At 31.6% G+C, this 17,079-nt stretch carries 15 protein-coding genes; 4 read left to right on the top strand and 11 right to left on the bottom strand.

What is annotated here, in order from left to right; genetic code table 11:
• Positions 1-24 precede the first annotated feature (24 nt).
• The 3 genes from CLMAG_RS24270 to CLMAG_RS24260 all read right to left on the bottom strand — a co-directional run bounded on the left by CLMAG_RS24270 (position 25) and on the right by CLMAG_RS24260 (position 3,494).
• A complete protein-coding gene (locus CLMAG_RS24270; protein WP_066628729.1) occupies positions 25-1,413 on the bottom strand; it encodes an efflux RND transporter periplasmic adaptor subunit in 1,389 nt (462 codons plus the stop codon).
• Positions 1,414-1,796: 383 nt separating this feature from the next.
• Entirely contained in the window at positions 1,797-2,183 is a 387-nt protein-coding gene (locus tag CLMAG_RS24265) for a FlxA-like family protein (protein WP_066628727.1), read from the bottom strand.
• A gap of 207 nt (positions 2,184-2,390) precedes the next feature.
• Positions 2,391-3,494: a hypothetical protein gene (locus CLMAG_RS24260; RefSeq protein ID WP_066628721.1), complete on the bottom strand. Its 1,104-nt coding sequence runs from the start codon at positions 3,492-3,494 to the stop codon at positions 2,391-2,393.
• Between the two features lie 176 nt (positions 3,495-3,670).
• Between CLMAG_RS24260 and CLMAG_RS24255 the strand changes: the two genes are divergently transcribed.
• The 3 genes from CLMAG_RS24255 to CLMAG_RS24245 all read left to right on the top strand — a co-directional run bounded on the left by CLMAG_RS24255 (position 3,671) and on the right by CLMAG_RS24245 (position 6,892).
• Positions 3,671-4,366: a response regulator transcription factor gene (locus CLMAG_RS24255; RefSeq protein ID WP_066628719.1), complete on the top strand. Its 696-nt coding sequence runs from the start codon at positions 3,671-3,673 to the stop codon at positions 4,364-4,366.
• Positions 4,367-4,370: 4 nt separating this feature from the next.
• The gene (locus tag CLMAG_RS24250) at positions 4,371-5,825 is read left to right on the top strand and encodes a HAMP domain-containing sensor histidine kinase (RefSeq protein ID WP_066629052.1); all 1,455 of its coding nucleotides are present in this window, start codon (positions 4,371-4,373) and stop codon (positions 5,823-5,825) included.
• 176 nt (positions 5,826-6,001) lie between these two features.
• Entirely contained in the window at positions 6,002-6,892 is an 891-nt protein-coding gene (locus CLMAG_RS24245; RefSeq protein ID WP_066628716.1) for a sulfite exporter TauE/SafE family protein, read from the top strand.
• A gap of 56 nt (positions 6,893-6,948) precedes the next feature.
• Here CLMAG_RS24245 and CLMAG_RS24240 read toward each other — a convergent pair whose 3' ends face one another.
• From CLMAG_RS24240 to CLMAG_RS24215, 6 genes are all read right to left on the bottom strand, one after another.
• Positions 6,949-7,182, bottom strand: coding sequence for a TIGR04540 family protein (locus CLMAG_RS24240; protein ID WP_066628715.1), 234 nt, complete (start codon positions 7,180-7,182; stop codon positions 6,949-6,951).
• A 132-nt stretch (positions 7,183-7,314) separates the two neighbouring features.
• Entirely contained in the window at positions 7,315-8,805 is a 1,491-nt protein-coding gene (locus CLMAG_RS24235) for a sensor histidine kinase (RefSeq protein WP_066628712.1), read from the bottom strand.
• Complete coding sequence (locus CLMAG_RS24230; RefSeq protein WP_066628709.1) at positions 8,802-9,482, bottom strand: response regulator transcription factor; 681 nt, start codon at positions 9,480-9,482, stop codon at positions 8,802-8,804. The genes CLMAG_RS24235 and CLMAG_RS24230 overlap by 4 nt, the downstream gene beginning before the upstream one ends.
• A gap of 277 nt (positions 9,483-9,759) precedes the next feature.
• Positions 9,760-11,958: a glycosyltransferase family 39 protein gene (locus tag CLMAG_RS24225; RefSeq protein ID WP_066628706.1), complete on the bottom strand. Its 2,199-nt coding sequence runs from the start codon at positions 11,956-11,958 to the stop codon at positions 9,760-9,762.
• Positions 11,959-12,001: 43 nt separating this feature from the next.
• On the bottom strand, positions 12,002-12,421 hold the full coding sequence (locus CLMAG_RS24220; protein WP_066628703.1) for a GtrA family protein: 420 nt from the start codon (positions 12,419-12,421) through the stop codon (positions 12,002-12,004).
• Positions 12,405-13,373, bottom strand: a complete 969-nt coding sequence (locus tag CLMAG_RS24215) for a glycosyltransferase family 2 protein (RefSeq protein ID WP_066628700.1) — start codon at positions 13,371-13,373, stop codon at positions 12,405-12,407. Before CLMAG_RS24215 ends, CLMAG_RS24220 begins: the two co-directional genes overlap by 17 nt.
• 402 nt (positions 13,374-13,775) lie before the next feature.
• On the opposite strand from CLMAG_RS24215, the gene CLMAG_RS24210 reads away from it, so the two are divergent.
• On the top strand, positions 13,776-15,182 hold the full coding sequence (locus tag CLMAG_RS24210) for an amino acid permease (RefSeq protein ID WP_066628696.1): 1,407 nt from the start codon (positions 13,776-13,778) through the stop codon (positions 15,180-15,182).
• A 119-nt stretch (positions 15,183-15,301) separates the two neighbouring features.
• Here the strand turns inward: CLMAG_RS24210 and CLMAG_RS24205 are convergent, their stop codons facing one another.
• Together CLMAG_RS24205 and argC are read right to left on the bottom strand one after the other, a co-directional pair.
• Positions 15,302-15,796, bottom strand: coding sequence for a hypothetical protein (locus tag CLMAG_RS24205; RefSeq protein ID WP_066628693.1), 495 nt, complete (start codon positions 15,794-15,796; stop codon positions 15,302-15,304).
• Between the two features lie 120 nt (positions 15,797-15,916).
• Positions 15,917-16,954, bottom strand: a complete 1,038-nt coding sequence (argC, locus tag CLMAG_RS24200; protein ID WP_066628690.1) for an N-acetyl-gamma-glutamyl-phosphate reductase — start codon at positions 16,952-16,954, stop codon at positions 15,917-15,919.
• Between the last annotated feature and the right edge of the window lie 125 nt (positions 16,955-17,079).

The raw sequence follows: 17,079 nt of genomic DNA, 5'->3' as shown, positions 1-17,079 counted from the left end.
TTATCCCTCCCATTTAAAATATGTTTACATTCCAGGAGGTCCTCCCATTCCACCGCCTGGCATTCCAGTACTTTGGCTATTTTTGCTTGACTTCGTACTTGTACTCGTGCTTGCTGAAAGCTCTGTCATGACAACCTGCCCCTCAGTAACACCACTTGTTATTTCAATTAAAGTTTTATTTTTAAGCCCTGTTTTTACTTCTATAAGCTTTCCTGCAGTTACATTATTAGCACTATTTTTGTTATTAGCACTACTTTTATTATTAGATGTAGTTGACTTCTGTGTTCCATCAGAAACCATAACATACTTCTTACCATTTTTTTCTATGATAGCTTCTACGGGAACTGTCAATACATTTTCTTTACTTTGTACTGCAATAGTAACATTTGCATTCATTCCTATTTTTACGTTTTCTGGATTATCTATAGTTACAACTACATTATAAGTTGTAACATTGTTAGTAGTTGTACCACTTTGTGCAATAGATTCAACAATACCTGTAAACTTTTTGTTTTCAATATCATCTATCTTTATAGCGGTTGTTTGTCCAACTTGAACCTTGTTAATATCTAACTCATCTACAGCAAGTGTTACCTGCATTTTAGATGTATCTGTTATGGTAGCTATAAGCTTTTCATTTGTTGCTATTTCACCATTTTTAACATTTAATACTGTTACTATTCCGCTTATAGGAGTAGTTATTGTAGATTTAGATAATGTCTCTTCCTTATCTTTTAGATTTTTTTCTGCCAGTCTAATATCATTTTCTTTTTGAGCGATAGTATTATTTAAAGTTGTAGGATCAAGTTTAAACAGCACATCACCTTTCTTAACACTCTGACCAGCTGATGTACAAACTTCAACTACTTTTCCACTAGAAGGAAATGGAACAGCTGTTTCTAAAGCATTATCAGTACCGACAGTCATCATTGCCATTCCTCCATAAGTAGATTTTATAGAAGTAACATCATCTCCAACTTCTGCATATACTGCTTTTATTGTTCCATCGATAGGAGAAGTTATCGAAAGATCATCTAATTGTTTTTTCAACGCTTCCAGTTGCAAATAACTTCCTTGCAGAGAAATCCTTGCATTTTCTACTGCCTGCTTATTTGTATCATCATCAATTTTGCAGAACAAGTCACCTTTGTTAACAGCTGCACCTAATTTTGCAGTCATTTCTTGTATAGAACCAGTATTAGACGAATAAACATTTACTGCATCTCCCCCTGTAACAGTACCAGTAGCTTCTACAGTAATTTCCAAATTAGTTTTTGTCACCTTTGATAAAGAATATTTAGTGGCTGACACAGTAGTTTTAGACGTTTTATTTTTATATGCATAATAACCGCCTCCACCTACTAAAAAAATTAAAAGTATTATAGGTAATACCTTTAAAAACTTTTTTTTCATGTTTAAAGACCTCCAGTTTCAGTTTTTTTTCTAGTATTTTCCCATTACGCTTCCAAAAGCTTGTTTATATATTATTCTACTCCAATTCATCCAGATAAATCTCCGTAAAATTGTGGCAAAATGTAGCTAAAATATTTTTTCAATTACTTCTTTGCACTTTATCCGATGACTACCCGCTCTAATACTCCCTCTTTGTGAGGTGACATTGCAAGCTGGTACGTCTCTAGACTCGTTCAACTAAGAATCAGGAGTAGTTTGATACCCCATCTGATTCAAGTTTTACTTTATGTACCTAAAAGGACTTGCGATGAAGCAAGTCCTAAATTAATATTGGGAATTCAAATCCAAACCAACCTAATGATTTTGATCAATAATAACTACTATTAAGCCCATGTATCAATTTTATTACCGGTAGTGCTTTCATTTGCTGAATCAGCCGAATTAGATTTATTGCTTGTCTCATTATTGTTTTTTGTCCTAGTATTATTATTTACAGACTTTAATTGCTGTATACTATTTTGACTTTGATCAGTTTTTTCTGACTTTTTTTGCTGGATTTCTGACTCAATTTGCTGTATTTCAATTTGTAATTGTTGAATTTTTTGTTGTTTTGTTTGTTCATCTCCCTTACTTTGTTGAGCTTCTTGTAATTCACTCTCTAATTCTGCTTTTTGCTTTTCAAGTTGTTTTATTTCACTACTGCTAGTATTACTGCTGCTTGCTTTAGAATAAACTGTACTTGATGAATATGAAATTGATGAAATCCCCATTCTAATATCACTTTCCTTTCGTTTTGTTCAATAAACAAATGATTTAAAATAATTTCTATAGGATTATAAATGGTCACATATAAATTTTATACTACTCCGTGTAGTTATACGTATTTACCCGATCACTAACAACTCTAATACTCCTATCTTCTTCAAAGTAGGAATAAAGTTCAGCTAAGTCATTCGTATTCATTCAGCGAATATATTTTAAGCATTAATATCTGAATCTATTGTACTAGTATAATTTTCTTTCTTCTCAATATGATTAGGCATCTGTGAAGGATAAAATCTACCCATCATAGGAATATCGTTTGCCTGCTGCTGAATTTTTTTCAGTATATCTTTTATATCAGACTCAGACATACTATCTATATCTATACTGTAAATATCGTCTGCTTGTCCTTCTTCACTTGATATAGACTCTGTATCATTTTTTAGCTGTGTAAGTACACTCTTTACCTCATCAGCAGACATATTGTCTATATCTGCAGTTCTAATTGTATCTATATCTTCTTTTACTTTATTATACGTATCTGATAATTCATCATCTTCTGTCTGTATAGTCATTTTATTAGCATATTCCTGAATTTTTTTCAACATATCCTTAACATCTGATTCGGTCATACTATCTATGTCCATTTTTTGAGAACTACTTGATCCTCCATATGGATTTTTTATTGGAGCCATATCTGTTTGTAATTGTGTTAACAATTCCTTTGCATCATCTACAGATATACTATCTATATCTACATCTTTAAGTGACTCCATATTTTCATCTATTTTACTAAATACATTAAACTCTTTAGTATTTTGAGGCGGAGCAGCCATATTATTAGCATTCTCTTGAATATTTTTTAGCATATCTTTTATATCAGACTCAGATATACTATCTATATCAGAAATATCATTTGCTTCTCCCTCTAAGCTTTTTATGGAGGACATATCTATTTGTAGCTGTATAAGTAGTTCCTTTGCCTCATCTGCAGACATACTATCAATATCTGTTGTTTTAAGAGAGTCTAAATCTGTGTTTAGCTTCTCAATACTCTCAGACATTTCTGAAGTATCAACACTCTGCATTCTTAGTGAATTCGCCACCATTGTTCCACTGTAATTAAGATTCGCAATATCTACATTCTCATCAGGTATATAATTCCTTGTCTGAATGAAATTAATTGCTTTAGTTTTATCTTCAGAAAGACTTGAATTATCATTGTCTATCTGAAAATCACTGTTTATCTGTGTATTTGAAAGAGAGTTCAATTGATAAATTTGATTATAATAATCATAGTAGTTCGAAGAAATTTTCATATTATACCTCCTTAAGTAAACTTTTCGTTTATTTTCCTTATATAATTATCTCAAAAAAACAGCTTTTGTTTTGTGGCAATATTGCGGCAAACATGTGGCAATTTAAAACATAAAAGAATTCTGAATGATATTCCAGTCTTCTTATGGTAAAATTGATTAAGAGGTGATTGAAGTATATGGATAAAAAACTAATATATATTGCTGATGATGAAATTAATATCTGTAATATAATCAAATCCTTTCTTGTTAAGGAAGGATTTGAAGTAGAGACCTTTAATGATGGTCGTTCAATTTTTGAAGCTTTTAACAATAGACCAGCAGATATGTTGGTAATTGACGTTATGATGCCAGAAATAGATGGTTTTTCTCTTTGCTCATCTATCCGAAAAAAAAGTTCTGTACCAATAATAATCGTATCTGCCAAAGATACAGAACCGGATAAAATAGCTGGACTTACATTAGGAAGTGATGACTATCTTACTAAGCCTTTTAGTCCGATGGAACTCATTGCTAGAATCAAAAGTATTTTTCGAAGAATTGAATTGGACAAGACTCGTACTGAATATAATCAAGTTATTAATATTTCAGATATTTCAATAAACTATCACATTAAACAAGCTCAGTTTGGTAATAAAAACATAGGTCTTACAGGAATGGAATTTTCGTTACTCTATTATCTAGCAGTAAATAAAAATAGAGCAATTAGCCGCAGCGAGCTATTAGATAAAATTTGGGGATTTGAAAATGATGTAGAAACTAGGGCTACTGATGATATGATAAAAAGAATTAGAAAAAAATTATTAGATGCTGGTTCCCTTTTAAAAATTGCTACTGTATGGGGATTTGGTTTTAAAATACAAGATAAGGAATGATACTATGAAGAGGAATACAATTAAGTGGAGAATTTTTAAATATAATCTTGTTTTAATCATAATGCTCATTACATTAGCTACAATCATATTTAATATTGCTGTCCGTTTATATATTGAAAAAGATGTTGTTAATCAGCTAAATAAAATTGCATCAAATACGGAACATACTGCGTTACAGCATGGACCAGATGCCTTTACAGGATCTGAAATGATGCCGCCGCCACCTCCTCTTGACCCCAAAAATAATAATGACATTCTAAAATTCTATTTTAAATTGGACCGTTCATTAAAAGAATCTCTTACAGTTTTAAATGCAGACTATATTTTACTTGATAAAAGCAAGAATATAGTAACTCCTTCTCCAAAAGATTCTTTTACACCGCCTACTGATCTGCTTCATCAAATAACTGATGAGATCAATAAATCTAAAAATCCAGATAATGAAACATATTTAAACTTCTATTTATCTGGTACCAAATATATAGCAATAATCAAACCAGTTTCTACTAAAAACTCTTTTGGTTTAGGTTGGATAGTCATATACTCCAGCCTGGAAAAAGTAATTCAACTTCAGTTTGGAATAAATATTATTCTTTTTGTTATTTTAATCTTCTCAGCCATTATTATTTTAATATTTTCTTCCCTTATTTCTAAAAAAATATCCGCACCCTTTTCCTCTCTTAACAAACATATAAGAGCTATTGCAGAAAGGAATTTTGGGACCAAAATTCATATGCCAGTGGATGATGAGCTCCGTGAATTTGTAAATAATATAAATATTATGTCTGAAAAACTTGAAACATACGATAAAGCACAGAAAACTTTTCTCCAGAATGTATCCCATGAATTTCGGACTCCACTTATGTCTATTCAAAGCTATGCTGAGGGTATAAAATATGATGTTATAGATAATAACACTGGCGTTAATGTTATACTTGATGAAACCAAACGTTTAACCCATTTAGTAGAGGATTTACTTTACTTATCTCGACTTGATACAATTGAAGAGAGTTATCACTGTGTTAACTTGGACTTTAATGAATTAATAAATAATTGCATTGATCGTTTAAGTGGTATTGCCATGCAGAGCAATATAAAAATTACCAATGATAATCTTAATAAAAATATTGAAATATATGCAGATGAAGAAAAACTTTGTCGTGCAATTACTAATATACTAAGTAACTGTATACGATATGCAGATAGTGTTATTATGCTAACAACTAAAATAATTGCTAATGACAAAGTGGAACTTACTATATCAGATGACGGACCAGGCTTTGATCCAAAGGAAATTGAAAATATATTTCAAAGGTTCTATAAGGGTAAAAAGGGCAATTTTGGACTGGGTTTATCTATAAGTAAAAATGTTATTGAGAAGCATAATGGAAAAATCAAAGCTGAAAATTCAGAGTTCGGTGCCGTATTTATAATTGAGTTACCAATAAGTTCAAGTTAATCACTGCGGGAACTTAACTTAGTTCTCCCATTCCTATGTATATCTATTTGACGCCACTTTCTTCTTTAAAACCTTATAAAATTAAATTTTATTGAAAAGAATATAAAAATATTGTAGAATTAAGTAAATAAAATTTGAAATTTGAATTAAAACAGAGGGTTTAAAGGAGAAAAAATATGTTAATATTTGTACTATCGTTTATGATTTTAAGCTGCATTTGGTATTCTCTTTTACTTACAAAAGATTATATTAAAAAGAAAAAAGAAGGTACCTTAGAAGAAGGAAGTTTTATAAAACTAGGACTTATTGGTATGTTAGCTAATTTTTTTGATACTTTAGGAATAGGAAGCTTTGCTATAGAAACTTCACTTTTCAAAAACCTTAAATTAATAGAAGACAAAAAGCTTCCAGGGACCTTAAATGTGGCTAATACCATCCCTACTACATTAGAAGCAATTATATTTATAACAGTTATAAAGGTAGAACCTGTAACACTGTTTAGCATGTTAGCATCTGCAGTTATAGGTGCTATTGTAGGTGCTAAATTTGTATCTAAATTTGATGAAAAAACTATTCAAATTTCTATGGGAATAGCTCTTTTAGTAGTAGCTGCACTTATGACTGCTGGACAGTTAAAGCTTTTCCCTATAGGCGGAGATGCTGTAGGTCTTACAGGAATAACCTTAGTGATTGGAATTATCGGAAACTTCGTGTTTGGTGCACTTATGACTATAGGCATAGGACTCTACGCGCCGTGTATGGCCTTAGTCTTTGCATTAGGAATGGGTGCTAAGGCAGCCTTCCCTATAATGATGGGTTCCTGCGCACTGCTGATGCCTTTTTCATCTTATCAGTTCATAAAAAACGGAGCCTATTCAACAAAAGCTTCAGTAGCCATTGGTATTTTAGGCTCAATTGGAGTATTAATAGCTGCATATGTTGTAAAATCATTACCTTTAAGTGTACTAAAATGGGTAGTAGTATGTGTAATAATATATACTTCCGTTGTTATGTTTAAATCCTCAAAAATTAATAATAAAAAGCAACCTGAGGTTTGTACAGAGTAAAATTAGAAACAGCTGCAAGACATTTAATTCTTGCAGCTGCACTGTTTCTCTATTAATTATTTTATTGTTTCTGCTATCTTATTTATAATATCTACTCTTTCAGTACCTAAGACACCTGCTAATTTTGTTGGCATAAATCCATTTTTGTACACCCTATCTTCATTAGCATTTATTATAGCAATAATTGTTCTTTCCAATTCCTCATAGTCTAACAATCCCTCAAGATATGTGTCAACTAAATCTCTCAATTTGCTTGATAGTTCCTTTGGGTTTTTGTAACTTGCTCTCATTTTTAATATACTCCTGTGTATTTAAAATTATTTTTTCTTAAACAAAAGATATTATACTTTATTTGTTTAATTATTGCAAAGTCTATTGTATATTCTTTATCGTTATAACTTTTATATTGGAGGATTATTTCATTAGGCTTTCTCTACCTCAAACCAAAATTCTACCCCACCCTCAACATTTTCTACACCATAAGAGTTGTTATGAAGTTCTTGAATGGCTTTTACTATAGAAAGTCCAAGTCCATATCCACCATAAGCTCTCGTCCTTGCTTTGTCTACTTTGTAGAAGCTGTTCCATAGTTTTTCCAAAGACTCTTCAGGTATATGTTTTCCTGTATTAAATACACTTACTCTTATTTTATCCTGAGTAAGCACTTTACTTGTTTTAATAACTCTATCTCCATCCACGTGGTTAAGGGCATTATTAATATAGTTTGTAAGTACCTGCTCAATTCTTACCATATCTCCATAGGCAGTACAACTTTCTCCAAGATCAAATTGTATTTGGATATTTTTTTCTGCAAATATTGTTTCATATTTATTGAGAACATACTCTATTAAAGATGTTATATCAAATTCAGTTTTTTCAATTTGGAAATAACCGGATTCAATCTGTGAAAGATTCATCAAATCCTTTACCAACTTATTCATTTTGTCCGTTTCTTTTATAATAACGTCACAATAAAATTTTCTATCCTCTTCACTTTCCGCAACATTACTAATAAGTCCCTCCGCATAACCCTGTATTACTGATAACGGTGTTCTTAATTCATGAGAAACACTAGAAACAAATTCCTTTCTCATCTCGTCTATTTTTCTTTCCTTCTCAATATCTTCTTCAAGTTTCTTATTTTTTACATTTAATTCTGTAATCACTCTATCTAGCTCACCAGACAGATGGTTAACACTTTGTCCCAACTGGCCAATTTCGTCTCTGCGGTTTACGTTATATTTTTGAGTAAAGTCAAACTTAGACATGTTTCTAGCAATATTATTTAACTCTAATATTGGCTTTGTAAATCTTCTTGAAAATAAATAGGCCCATACGCTTCCTAAAATCATAATTATAATACCTGTGATAATTATAAACCTGTTTGCAATATCCACACTTTCTCTTATCGAAACTAAAGGCACTTTTATAGAAAGTATGCTTCCATCACTTAGCCGTGTTGCAAGAGTAAGAAAATCTATTTTCATCTTGAAATCTCTGCGGTTTTCAAATGTATATTGCCCTTCTGTGTATTCGGTAACTTTATCACCATCCGGTTCCGGTGGCTGGTTTATCGGTGGTTTCAGACCTGTTTTGAAAGGGCCGTCATCTTGTATATGCTTATCCTCTAGCTGTTTACGGCCTGAGTTATAAATCATTATTCCATCCTCATTACGTATATCAATATTACCACCTGTTATATTAGCAGTTCTATCCAACTCATCTTGTATATCATTTATATTCCCGTTATAAATACTTACTATATTTTTCGCATTTTCTCTAAGTATATTTTTCTTTTTCTTTATATAATATTGCTCCAGATATAAATTATTTACTACACATAAAACAGAAATAAAAAATATTAATAGAAAAGTTATTGAAATAAAAAGCTTTGATCTTATAGATTTACTCATTTTTCAACCTCAAATCTATAACCATAGCCTCTAACAGTGTGTACATACTCACTTTTAGAGTCTAATTTTATTCTTAATCTGTTAATATGCGTATCCACTGTTCTTAAATCTCCATAATAATCATATCCCCATACCTTATCTAAAATCTGTTCTCTGCTTAGCGCCTTTCCATAGTTCTCAGTAAGATAGTCTAAGAGCTCATATTCTTTGGGACTTAGATCAATTGACTGCCCTTCAATAACTACCTGCCGTGCATTATGATCTATTGCCAGCCCATCAAATTCTTTAAGAACAGTAGTATCCTCAGTCATTGTTCTTCTAAGCACAGCTTTTACTCTAGCTATCAATATGTTTGGACTAAAGGGCTTTGCAATGTATTCATCTGCTCCGATATCTAAGCCAAAAACCTCATCAAATTCCTCTCCTCTTGCAGTAAGCATTATGATAGGAACTTTAGACTTTTTTCTTATTTCTCTACATACAGTCCAGCCATCATATTCAGGAAGCATAACATCAAGAATTATTAAATCTATATTTTTTTCATCTGAAAACAAATCTAAAGCCTTACGTCCATCCTCTGCTTCAATGGTTACACAGCCTTCTCTTTTAAGAAAATCTGTAACAAGCTTTCTAATTAATGGTTCATCATCAACTACTAATATCTTTTTGCCGTTCATATTATCCCTCCAAAAAACTATTACTTACCTTAATATATCATACTTTTATTACAATTTCGTTACAATCGTAAAAATTGCCACACAATATAAAAAAGTCAAGAGTTAAGAGTTGAGAGTTAAGAGTTGTGGAAGTTATTTTTAACTACGTTAAAAATAACAAAAATTAATTTATTGTTTTTTCTTAACATAGTTAAGAAAAAACTTCATTAACTCTTAATTCTTAATTCTCAACTCTTAACTAAAAATGGTGCAAATTAACTCTGCACCATTTAATTTATTATTTTGTGGAAGTAGTAGAGATTCCTTTTAGGTCATAAAGTTGTTCAGAATTTCCGCCTCCAAATCCTCTGGAACTTTTATCCGTTGAATTTCCGTCTTGGTTATTAGTTTCCTTTATATTGCTTACCTTATTATTTGATTGATTAGAATCCTTCCATTCACTTTCCGAAACAACTTTACCATTTGCCTTGACCCAGTTCATGATATCATTGCTACCACCTTGGCCACCTACCATAACATATCTTACTTCACCTTTATTAACTAGTTCCTTAAACTGATCCAGAGTTATGGCTTTATCATTTCCAAAGAACCCCCACGTCATTACAGCTTCACCTGTTTTAATTATTATATCTGAAGCATAGCCGTTAGTAGATGAGGTTACAAGAAGATATTTTTCATTTGTTTTATGACTTTGTAAAAATTCTATTAGCTTTGAATTGCTATTGTTACCAGAATTCATACCTGCTCCTCCCATTTGTTTATTAGACATTAGTGATAGTCCAGCAGACGGGAAGCTTCCAGACATTCCATAAAACATAGTAGTACCAGACCAAACTGTAGGTGCTACTAAAAGTCCTATTAACGCAGTGCTCAATGCTATTTTTTTAAGTTTAGTATTTTTATTTTTTATTAGATTAACAATAATCAGTATAAGGGAAGATGCAAAACATAAAACTGATGTTATTATGATTATAATCTTTGCCACATTTGATGTACTATAGTAATAAGATATTAATAACACTTGAACTAATCCATCTGCAATAAGTGCTGCTGGTAATATCCAAGATTTCCATCCCCCTTCCTTATAAAGCTCCCACATTGACACAATTCCAATTCCTGTTAAGGCTGCAATTGGCGCAGCGAGCATAGTCAAATAATATGGATGGAACAACCCTGTTGTAAAGCTAAAATATATAAATTCTGGAAGCATCCACATAAACCATAATACTAATAACTGTTTTCTTTTATTATCAAAGGATTTTCCTAGTTTTTCTTTTATCCCCGCCGCTATAAATCCAAATATTGCAAGAGGGAACAACCAAATTATCTGGTCTGATAAACTGTTATTAGAAAATAGTCTTGTAATACTTGACTTTTCCTTGCCTCCAAAGGTTCCTCCTTGACCGCCGCCATTACTTCCAGGACTACCTTGTCTTTGACCATCACCATTCGGTGGAGCTTCTGGAGGCATTCCTTGCCCTGGTCCATTGCCATTAGGAGCTCCTCCTGGCATACCCTGTCCGCCAGCATTAGCAGAGGAATTTTCTGTATTATTACCTTGAATAGATTGTCCTTTAGCTACACTAGAAGCAGCATCTGTTTGATTTTCTGATTTTATTTGATCTCTGTCATTTTGTCTCTGCATATTAGCTCCAGGATTACCACCTGGTGCAGAGTTTGATGTACCACCAATGCCAAGTCTCTCTAGCCCATTATGTTCTAATATAAGTTGCAATACTGAATTACTTGTACTACTTCCCACATAAGGTCTGTTAGCTGCCGGTGTTAAATCCACAGCCACAGCCCAGGAGAATGATACTACTATAAGAACAGCTGTACCTGCAATAAGGTGTACTATTCGCTTTTTTATAGAAACTGAATTAGCAAGAAGATAAGTTATATATAAAGCTGGTACTACCATATAGGCCTGCAGCATCTTTATGTTAAAGCCAACTCCTACAAGGGCTAAACTTATTAAGAGATATTTTAATTTTCCTTTTTCAGCAGCTATAGAAAGTGCCCAGCAAGCTAAAAGTAAAGTTAAGACAAGCAGATTATCACAAGTATTATTTCTGCTTACCGCAACAAAAACTGGTGTAACTGCAAGGCATAACGCTGAAATTAGCCCTGCAGCACTGCCGAAGGATCTTTTCACAACACGATATATAACCCAAACAGAAATTACTCCTGCAATAGCCTGTGGAAGAATTATACTCCATCCACTAAATCCAAATATCTTTGCAGATATAGTTTGTATCCAAAACCCTAGTGGAGGTTTATCAATAGTCACAAATGATGCAGGATCGAAGGATACGAAGAAGAAGTTTTTAAGACTCATTGTCATGCTTTTTACACCCGCTGCATAATACTGATTTGCATATCCCTCTATTCCCAAATTAGTTAAATTCAATACTGAAGATAGTATTAAAATCATTACCAATCCAAAAGTTTCCTTTGTAAATTTAACCTTTTTCACCTTTACTTGTCCTCCTAGAACTTTTTATTTATTATAATCTATATTAATTAAATACCCATAACTTATACCCAAGAAAATTAGTTACTTGAGCTATAACAGTTACTAGTACTTTAGCTATATATACATTTAAATTAAGATTTTGTACTAACAGACTCATAGCTATCATTGTAATTATAAGAGAAATTAAGTTAACTACAACAAATTGCAAGAATTCATAAAAGGACCTTTTGTTAGCTCTTCTATCTGCAAAAGTCCACTTTTTATTTAATAGAAAACTATTTACTACTCCTAAACCATATCCCAAACCTTGACTGAAAACATAACTTACTCCAAACAAACTATGAAATATCGTAAATACTGTAAAATCTATGATAGTATTTATTACTCCTATCATAGAAAATCGGCTCAAATGCTTGAACTTTCCATTGAAAATATAACTATTTACTTTAACTACTAATTTCATATCTTTTATCAGCTCTCTTATAATTTATTGTACTATCAATTATATATATAGGTCTTCCTTTGCTTTCATCAAAAATTCTTCCGATATATTGACCCATTATACCAATGCATCCAAGCATAAAACCAAACATCATTATATTTGTTGCCAAAATTAATCCTAGATTTAGTATTTCAGTTTTCTTGATTAAGTCTCTTATAATAACAGTAATCATTAAAATCATACCTATTAAAAATGCTGCACCTCCAAAATATCCTGCAAATACAAGTGGTTTGTATGATAATGAAGTTATACCGTCAAAAGCTAATTTTATCATTTTTTTCAAAGGATATTTTGTGTCACCAGCAAATCTCTCTTGCCTTATAAATTCCACAGATGTTTGCTTATATCCAACCCAACTAACAAGTCCTCTTACATATCTATTTTTTTCTGGAAGAGAAACTAAAGAATCACACACTTTTCGATCTATAAGTCTAAAGTCTCCTGTATCTACAGGAATATCCACACTTGTCATGCTCTTTAACAACCTATAATAAATCTTTGCTGTGACTTTTTTGAAAAATGTTTCCCCCTCTCTTTTTACTCTTTTTCCATATACAACTTCATAACCTTCCTTCCATTTTTCAATCATCTTCAGAATGACTTCAGGCGGGTCTTGAAGGTCTGCATCTATTACAACAACAGCATCTCCATAAGCTAAATCCATCCCTGCTGTTATTGCAGCTTGATGACCAAAATTTCGTGAGAAATTAATTAGTTTTATTCTTTCATCATTTCTACATATGATTTCTGCTTTTTCTCTTGTTTTATCTCTGCTTCCGTCATTTACAAATATAATCTCATAATTTTCCTTAGTAGAATCCATAACTTTTTTTAGTCTTTTATAACTTTCATCTATAACAAGTTCCTCATTGTATAAAGGTACTACAATTGAATAAACTATGCCATTACGCATTTACCTCACCTCAAATATAAATATCTTTGCTCATAATTGTATTTTCCTATTGAGCTTATGTATGTATCTTACTCCTCAATTGTTACAGTTTAGTTACAATTAAATCACAACTTAACTACAATTTTAAAATATACCTTGAAGCTTAGAAACTTTATGGAAATCATTGATATCATATGAAAATGAAAGATATTATTCACTACATACCCATAAATGCCTAATTTTGGTCAAAGTTTCGTTGTAATTGTATGTGAATTGTGGTATTATATTCATGTTCATAATATTAACACAATTGCACTTCTAAACTTTTATAATTGCATGTTTTCTTTTATTATTTTTATGGAGGTGGTATCTAAAAAATAATTCTACTAAATCACATAATATATTTTTTGGGGGGCAAAACTTATGAATGAAAAAAATGATTTACCACAGGAAGAACTACATCGTGGCTTGGAAGAAAGACATATTCAATTAATGGCTATTGGTGGTGCCATTGGAGTTGGTTTATTTTTAGGATCTGCAGGAGCTATTAACAAAGCAGGTCCAGCGCTATTATTGGCATATATTATTGCCGGAGCTATATTATTCTGTATAATGCGTGCCCTTGGAGAAATAGCAGTAGAAAAACCAGTTGCTGGTTCCTTTAGTGCTTACGCAAATGACTACATAGGTCCTCTTGCTGGATATTTAACAGGATGGACTTATTGGTTCATGTGGATTGTAACCTGTATGGCAGAGGTTACTGCAGTAGGTGTTTATATTAATTTCTGGTTACCTGGAGTTCCACAATGGGTATCAGCTCTTGTAGCCGTTCTTTGTATGACACTTGTAAATTTAATTGCAGTAAAAGCTTTTGGAGAGTTTGAATTCTGGTTTGCACTTATCAAAGTTGTGACAATTATTGCTATGATAATAGTTGGAGTACTAATGATTACTACTGGATTAGGTAATGGAGGTATTGCAACAGGTATTTCAAATCTTTGGTCTAATGGAGGTTTCTTCCCTAAAGGATTTAGTGGTCCTATTATGGCTTTAGTTATGGTAGCTTTCTCTTTTGTTGGAATCGAACTTATTGGTGTTACAGCAGGTGAAGCAAAAAATCCCGATAAAACTATACCATCAGCTATAAACAAGGTTTTCTGGAGAATTATGATATTCTATGTAGGTGCATTAGGTGTAATAATGGCTATTTATCCATGGGACAAGATAGGAACAATGGGTAGCCCATTTGTTTTGACATTTAGCAAGCTTGGAATTGGCGCCGCAGCTGGAATTATAAACTTTGTTGTATTAACCGCTGCACTATCTTCCTGTAATAGTGGTATTTTCACAACAGGTCGTATGCTTTATAACCTCTCTCTTCAAGGTTCAGCACCAAAAGTGTTTGGAGAACTTAGTAAATCACAAGTTCCAATGAAAGGAATTTTAGTTTCATCATTTTGTATGCTTATAGGTGTTTTCCTTAACTATGTTGTTCCTGGTAAGGTATTTGGATATGTTACAAGTGTTGCAACTTTCGCAGGAGTTTTTGCATGGTTCATAATATTACTAGCACAAATGAAATTTAGACAAAAACTTAATCCAGAACAAGTATCTAAATTAAAATTCCCAATGCCACTATATCCATTTTCCAACTATATTAGTATGGCATTCTTAGCTTTTGTAGTTATAGTAATGTGCTTCAGTCCAGATACTTTAATAGCAGTTATTGTAGGACCAATTTGGTTATTAATTCTAGTTGGTTGTTATTATGGATTTGGATTAAATAAAAGACAAAAAGAGGATGAAACAGTTTCAAATGAAGTAAACTAATCTCAAAACACTGTTAAAAACGCAGAATCATACAGTATTTTAGGACATCCTTCTCAGTTCTCATACTAAGAAGAATCACTATCAATAACTTCTGATAGTGATTCTTTGTTATTTAAGGTTTATACAATCAATTTTTTCACATATAGATCTCTCTCTAATTTTAAATCTATAAATTCTAAACCATCAAACAAAAGAAGACGACACAAGTAATTCACATTAATTTGTATTATTTTACACTCCTTGTTGGTATTTAATAATACCTTCTCTCCCATATAATAATTTATTATATTATCTATAAATATTTTACAAAATCTATAATATAATTTTCCTAAACTATCTTTATATATAACATCATTTCCACTTCCATAAAGCACTATATTCTTTATAATAGCATTAGTATTTTTTAATTCACTTTGAATTCTTCTAGTAAAATCTCTAAGTTCCTCCAAATCCCATCTAGCCCCATTTACCATGCAATTAAACAAGTCTTCTATATTACGAGAAAATTCATCAAAAATTCCTCCAATCTCTTCTGCATTTTTTTCGTGATTTTCTGTAAATTTATTGTCTACATATAAATATATATATTGTATAAAAATTCCTGCCTCCTCCAAAAACTATAAAAATAAAAACTGTAGTTAAATTATACTAATCTAACTACAGTTTTAAAGCCTCATAATTTTCTATTAAATTATTAATTGATCTTTTTCTATTACAGATTTACAATATATTAGTTATATTGCCATTGATATAAATTCTAACCCTGTTGTTTCTTTTAAATTAAACATAAGATTCATGTTTTGCACCGCTTGACCAGCAGCTCCTTTAATTAAATTATCAATAGCTGCTACAACAATAACTCTATTAGTTCTACCATCTACTTTAAGATTAATATGACATAAATTAGACCCTCTTACCCACTTAGTCTCTGGTAAGCTTTCTATTATCTTTACGAAATACTCATCTTTATAAAAAGATTTATATATATCTTTTAGTTCGTCAGTACTAATTTTGGTATTTAATTTAGCATAACAGGTAGCTAAAATACCTCTGTTCATAGGTACTAAATGTGGTGTAAAGTTTAATGTTATGTCTTCTTTGCAAGCACTACTTAGCATCTGTTCTATCTCTGGAGTATGTCTATGACTTGCTATACCATATGCCTTTACTGAGTCATTACATTCAGTAAAAAGGTTTGATATATTTGCATTTCTGCCAGCACCTGTTACACCAGATTTAGCATCTATAATTATAGAATCTGGATTTATAAATCCATGTTTAAGTAAAGGATATAATGATAGGGCACTGGCAGTAGGATAACAGCCCGGATTAGCTACCAATGAAGCATTTTTAATATCTTCACGATTTAATTCTACTAAACCATAGCAAGCCTCTTCTAACACTTCTTTGTATTCATGCTCTAATCCATACCATTCTTTATAAACTTCTGGAGATTTTAATCTGTAATCTGCACCTAAATCTACTACCTTAACGCCCTGCTGTAAAGCCTTTTTTACTATATCAAAGGATTTACCATGAGGAAGCGCTATAAAAAGTATATCTATTAATGAAAGTTTATTTTCTGCTTCTTCCATGTTAATACATACATCTTTCAATAACCCATTATAGTTATTATAAATATCACTATATTGAGTATTTGCATAACTATGTGAACTAATAAAAACTATTTCACTTTGCGGATGATTACGTAAAATCCACACCAATTGTTGTCCTGCATATCCAGTTGCCCCTAATATGCCCACCTTTATCATAATTATCACCTCAGTAATTCATTAAATTTTTTATAAACTTATTATGCATCAAAAGAAGAAAAATTTCAATAGAATGTTGCATATTTATTAATATGAATGTATAATTATTCTCATACACATTTGAA

This window comes from Clostridium magnum DSM 2767 (assembly GCF_001623875.1).
Taxonomy (GTDB): Bacteria; Bacillota; Clostridia; order Clostridiales; family Clostridiaceae; genus Clostridium_AM; species Clostridium_AM magnum.
The sequence above is the reverse complement of the archived record's forward strand: the minus strand, read 5'-3'. Positions and strand labels throughout refer to the sequence as shown.

Bases quoted from the DNA above. Each gene is read 5' to 3' on its own strand.
- CLMAG_RS24270 (WP_066628729.1), bottom strand. From the start codon at position 1,413: ATGAAAAAAAAGTTTTTAAAGGTATTACCTATAATACTTTTAATTTTT.
- CLMAG_RS24265 (WP_066628727.1), bottom strand. From the start codon at position 2,183: ATGGGGATTTCATCAATTTCATATTCATCAAGTACAGTTTATTCTAAA.
- CLMAG_RS24260 (WP_066628721.1), bottom strand. From the start codon at position 3,494: ATGAAAATTTCTTCGAACTACTATGATTATTATAATCAAATTTATCAA.
- CLMAG_RS24255 (WP_066628719.1), top strand. From the start codon at position 3,671: ATGGATAAAAAACTAATATATATTGCTGATGATGAAATTAATATCTGT.
- CLMAG_RS24250 (WP_066629052.1), top strand. From the start codon at position 4,371: ATGAAGAGGAATACAATTAAGTGGAGAATTTTTAAATATAATCTTGTT.
- CLMAG_RS24245 (WP_066628716.1), top strand. From the start codon at position 6,002: ATGTTAATATTTGTACTATCGTTTATGATTTTAAGCTGCATTTGGTAT.
- CLMAG_RS24240 (WP_066628715.1), bottom strand. From the start codon at position 7,182: ATGAGAGCAAGTTACAAAAACCCAAAGGAACTATCAAGCAAATTGAGA.
- CLMAG_RS24235 (WP_066628712.1), bottom strand. From the start codon at position 8,805: ATGAGTAAATCTATAAGATCAAAGCTTTTTATTTCAATAACTTTTCTA.
- CLMAG_RS24230 (WP_066628709.1), bottom strand. From the start codon at position 9,482: ATGAACGGCAAAAAGATATTAGTAGTTGATGATGAACCATTAATTAGA.
- CLMAG_RS24220 (WP_066628703.1), bottom strand. From the start codon at position 12,421: ATGAAATTAGTAGTTAAAGTAAATAGTTATATTTTCAATGGAAAGTTC.
- CLMAG_RS24215 (WP_066628700.1), bottom strand. From the start codon at position 13,373: ATGCGTAATGGCATAGTTTATTCAATTGTAGTACCTTTATACAATGAG.
- CLMAG_RS24210 (WP_066628696.1), top strand. From the start codon at position 13,776: ATGAATGAAAAAAATGATTTACCACAGGAAGAACTACATCGTGGCTTG.
- argC (WP_066628690.1), bottom strand. From the start codon at position 16,954: ATGATAAAGGTGGGCATATTAGGGGCAACTGGATATGCAGGACAACAA.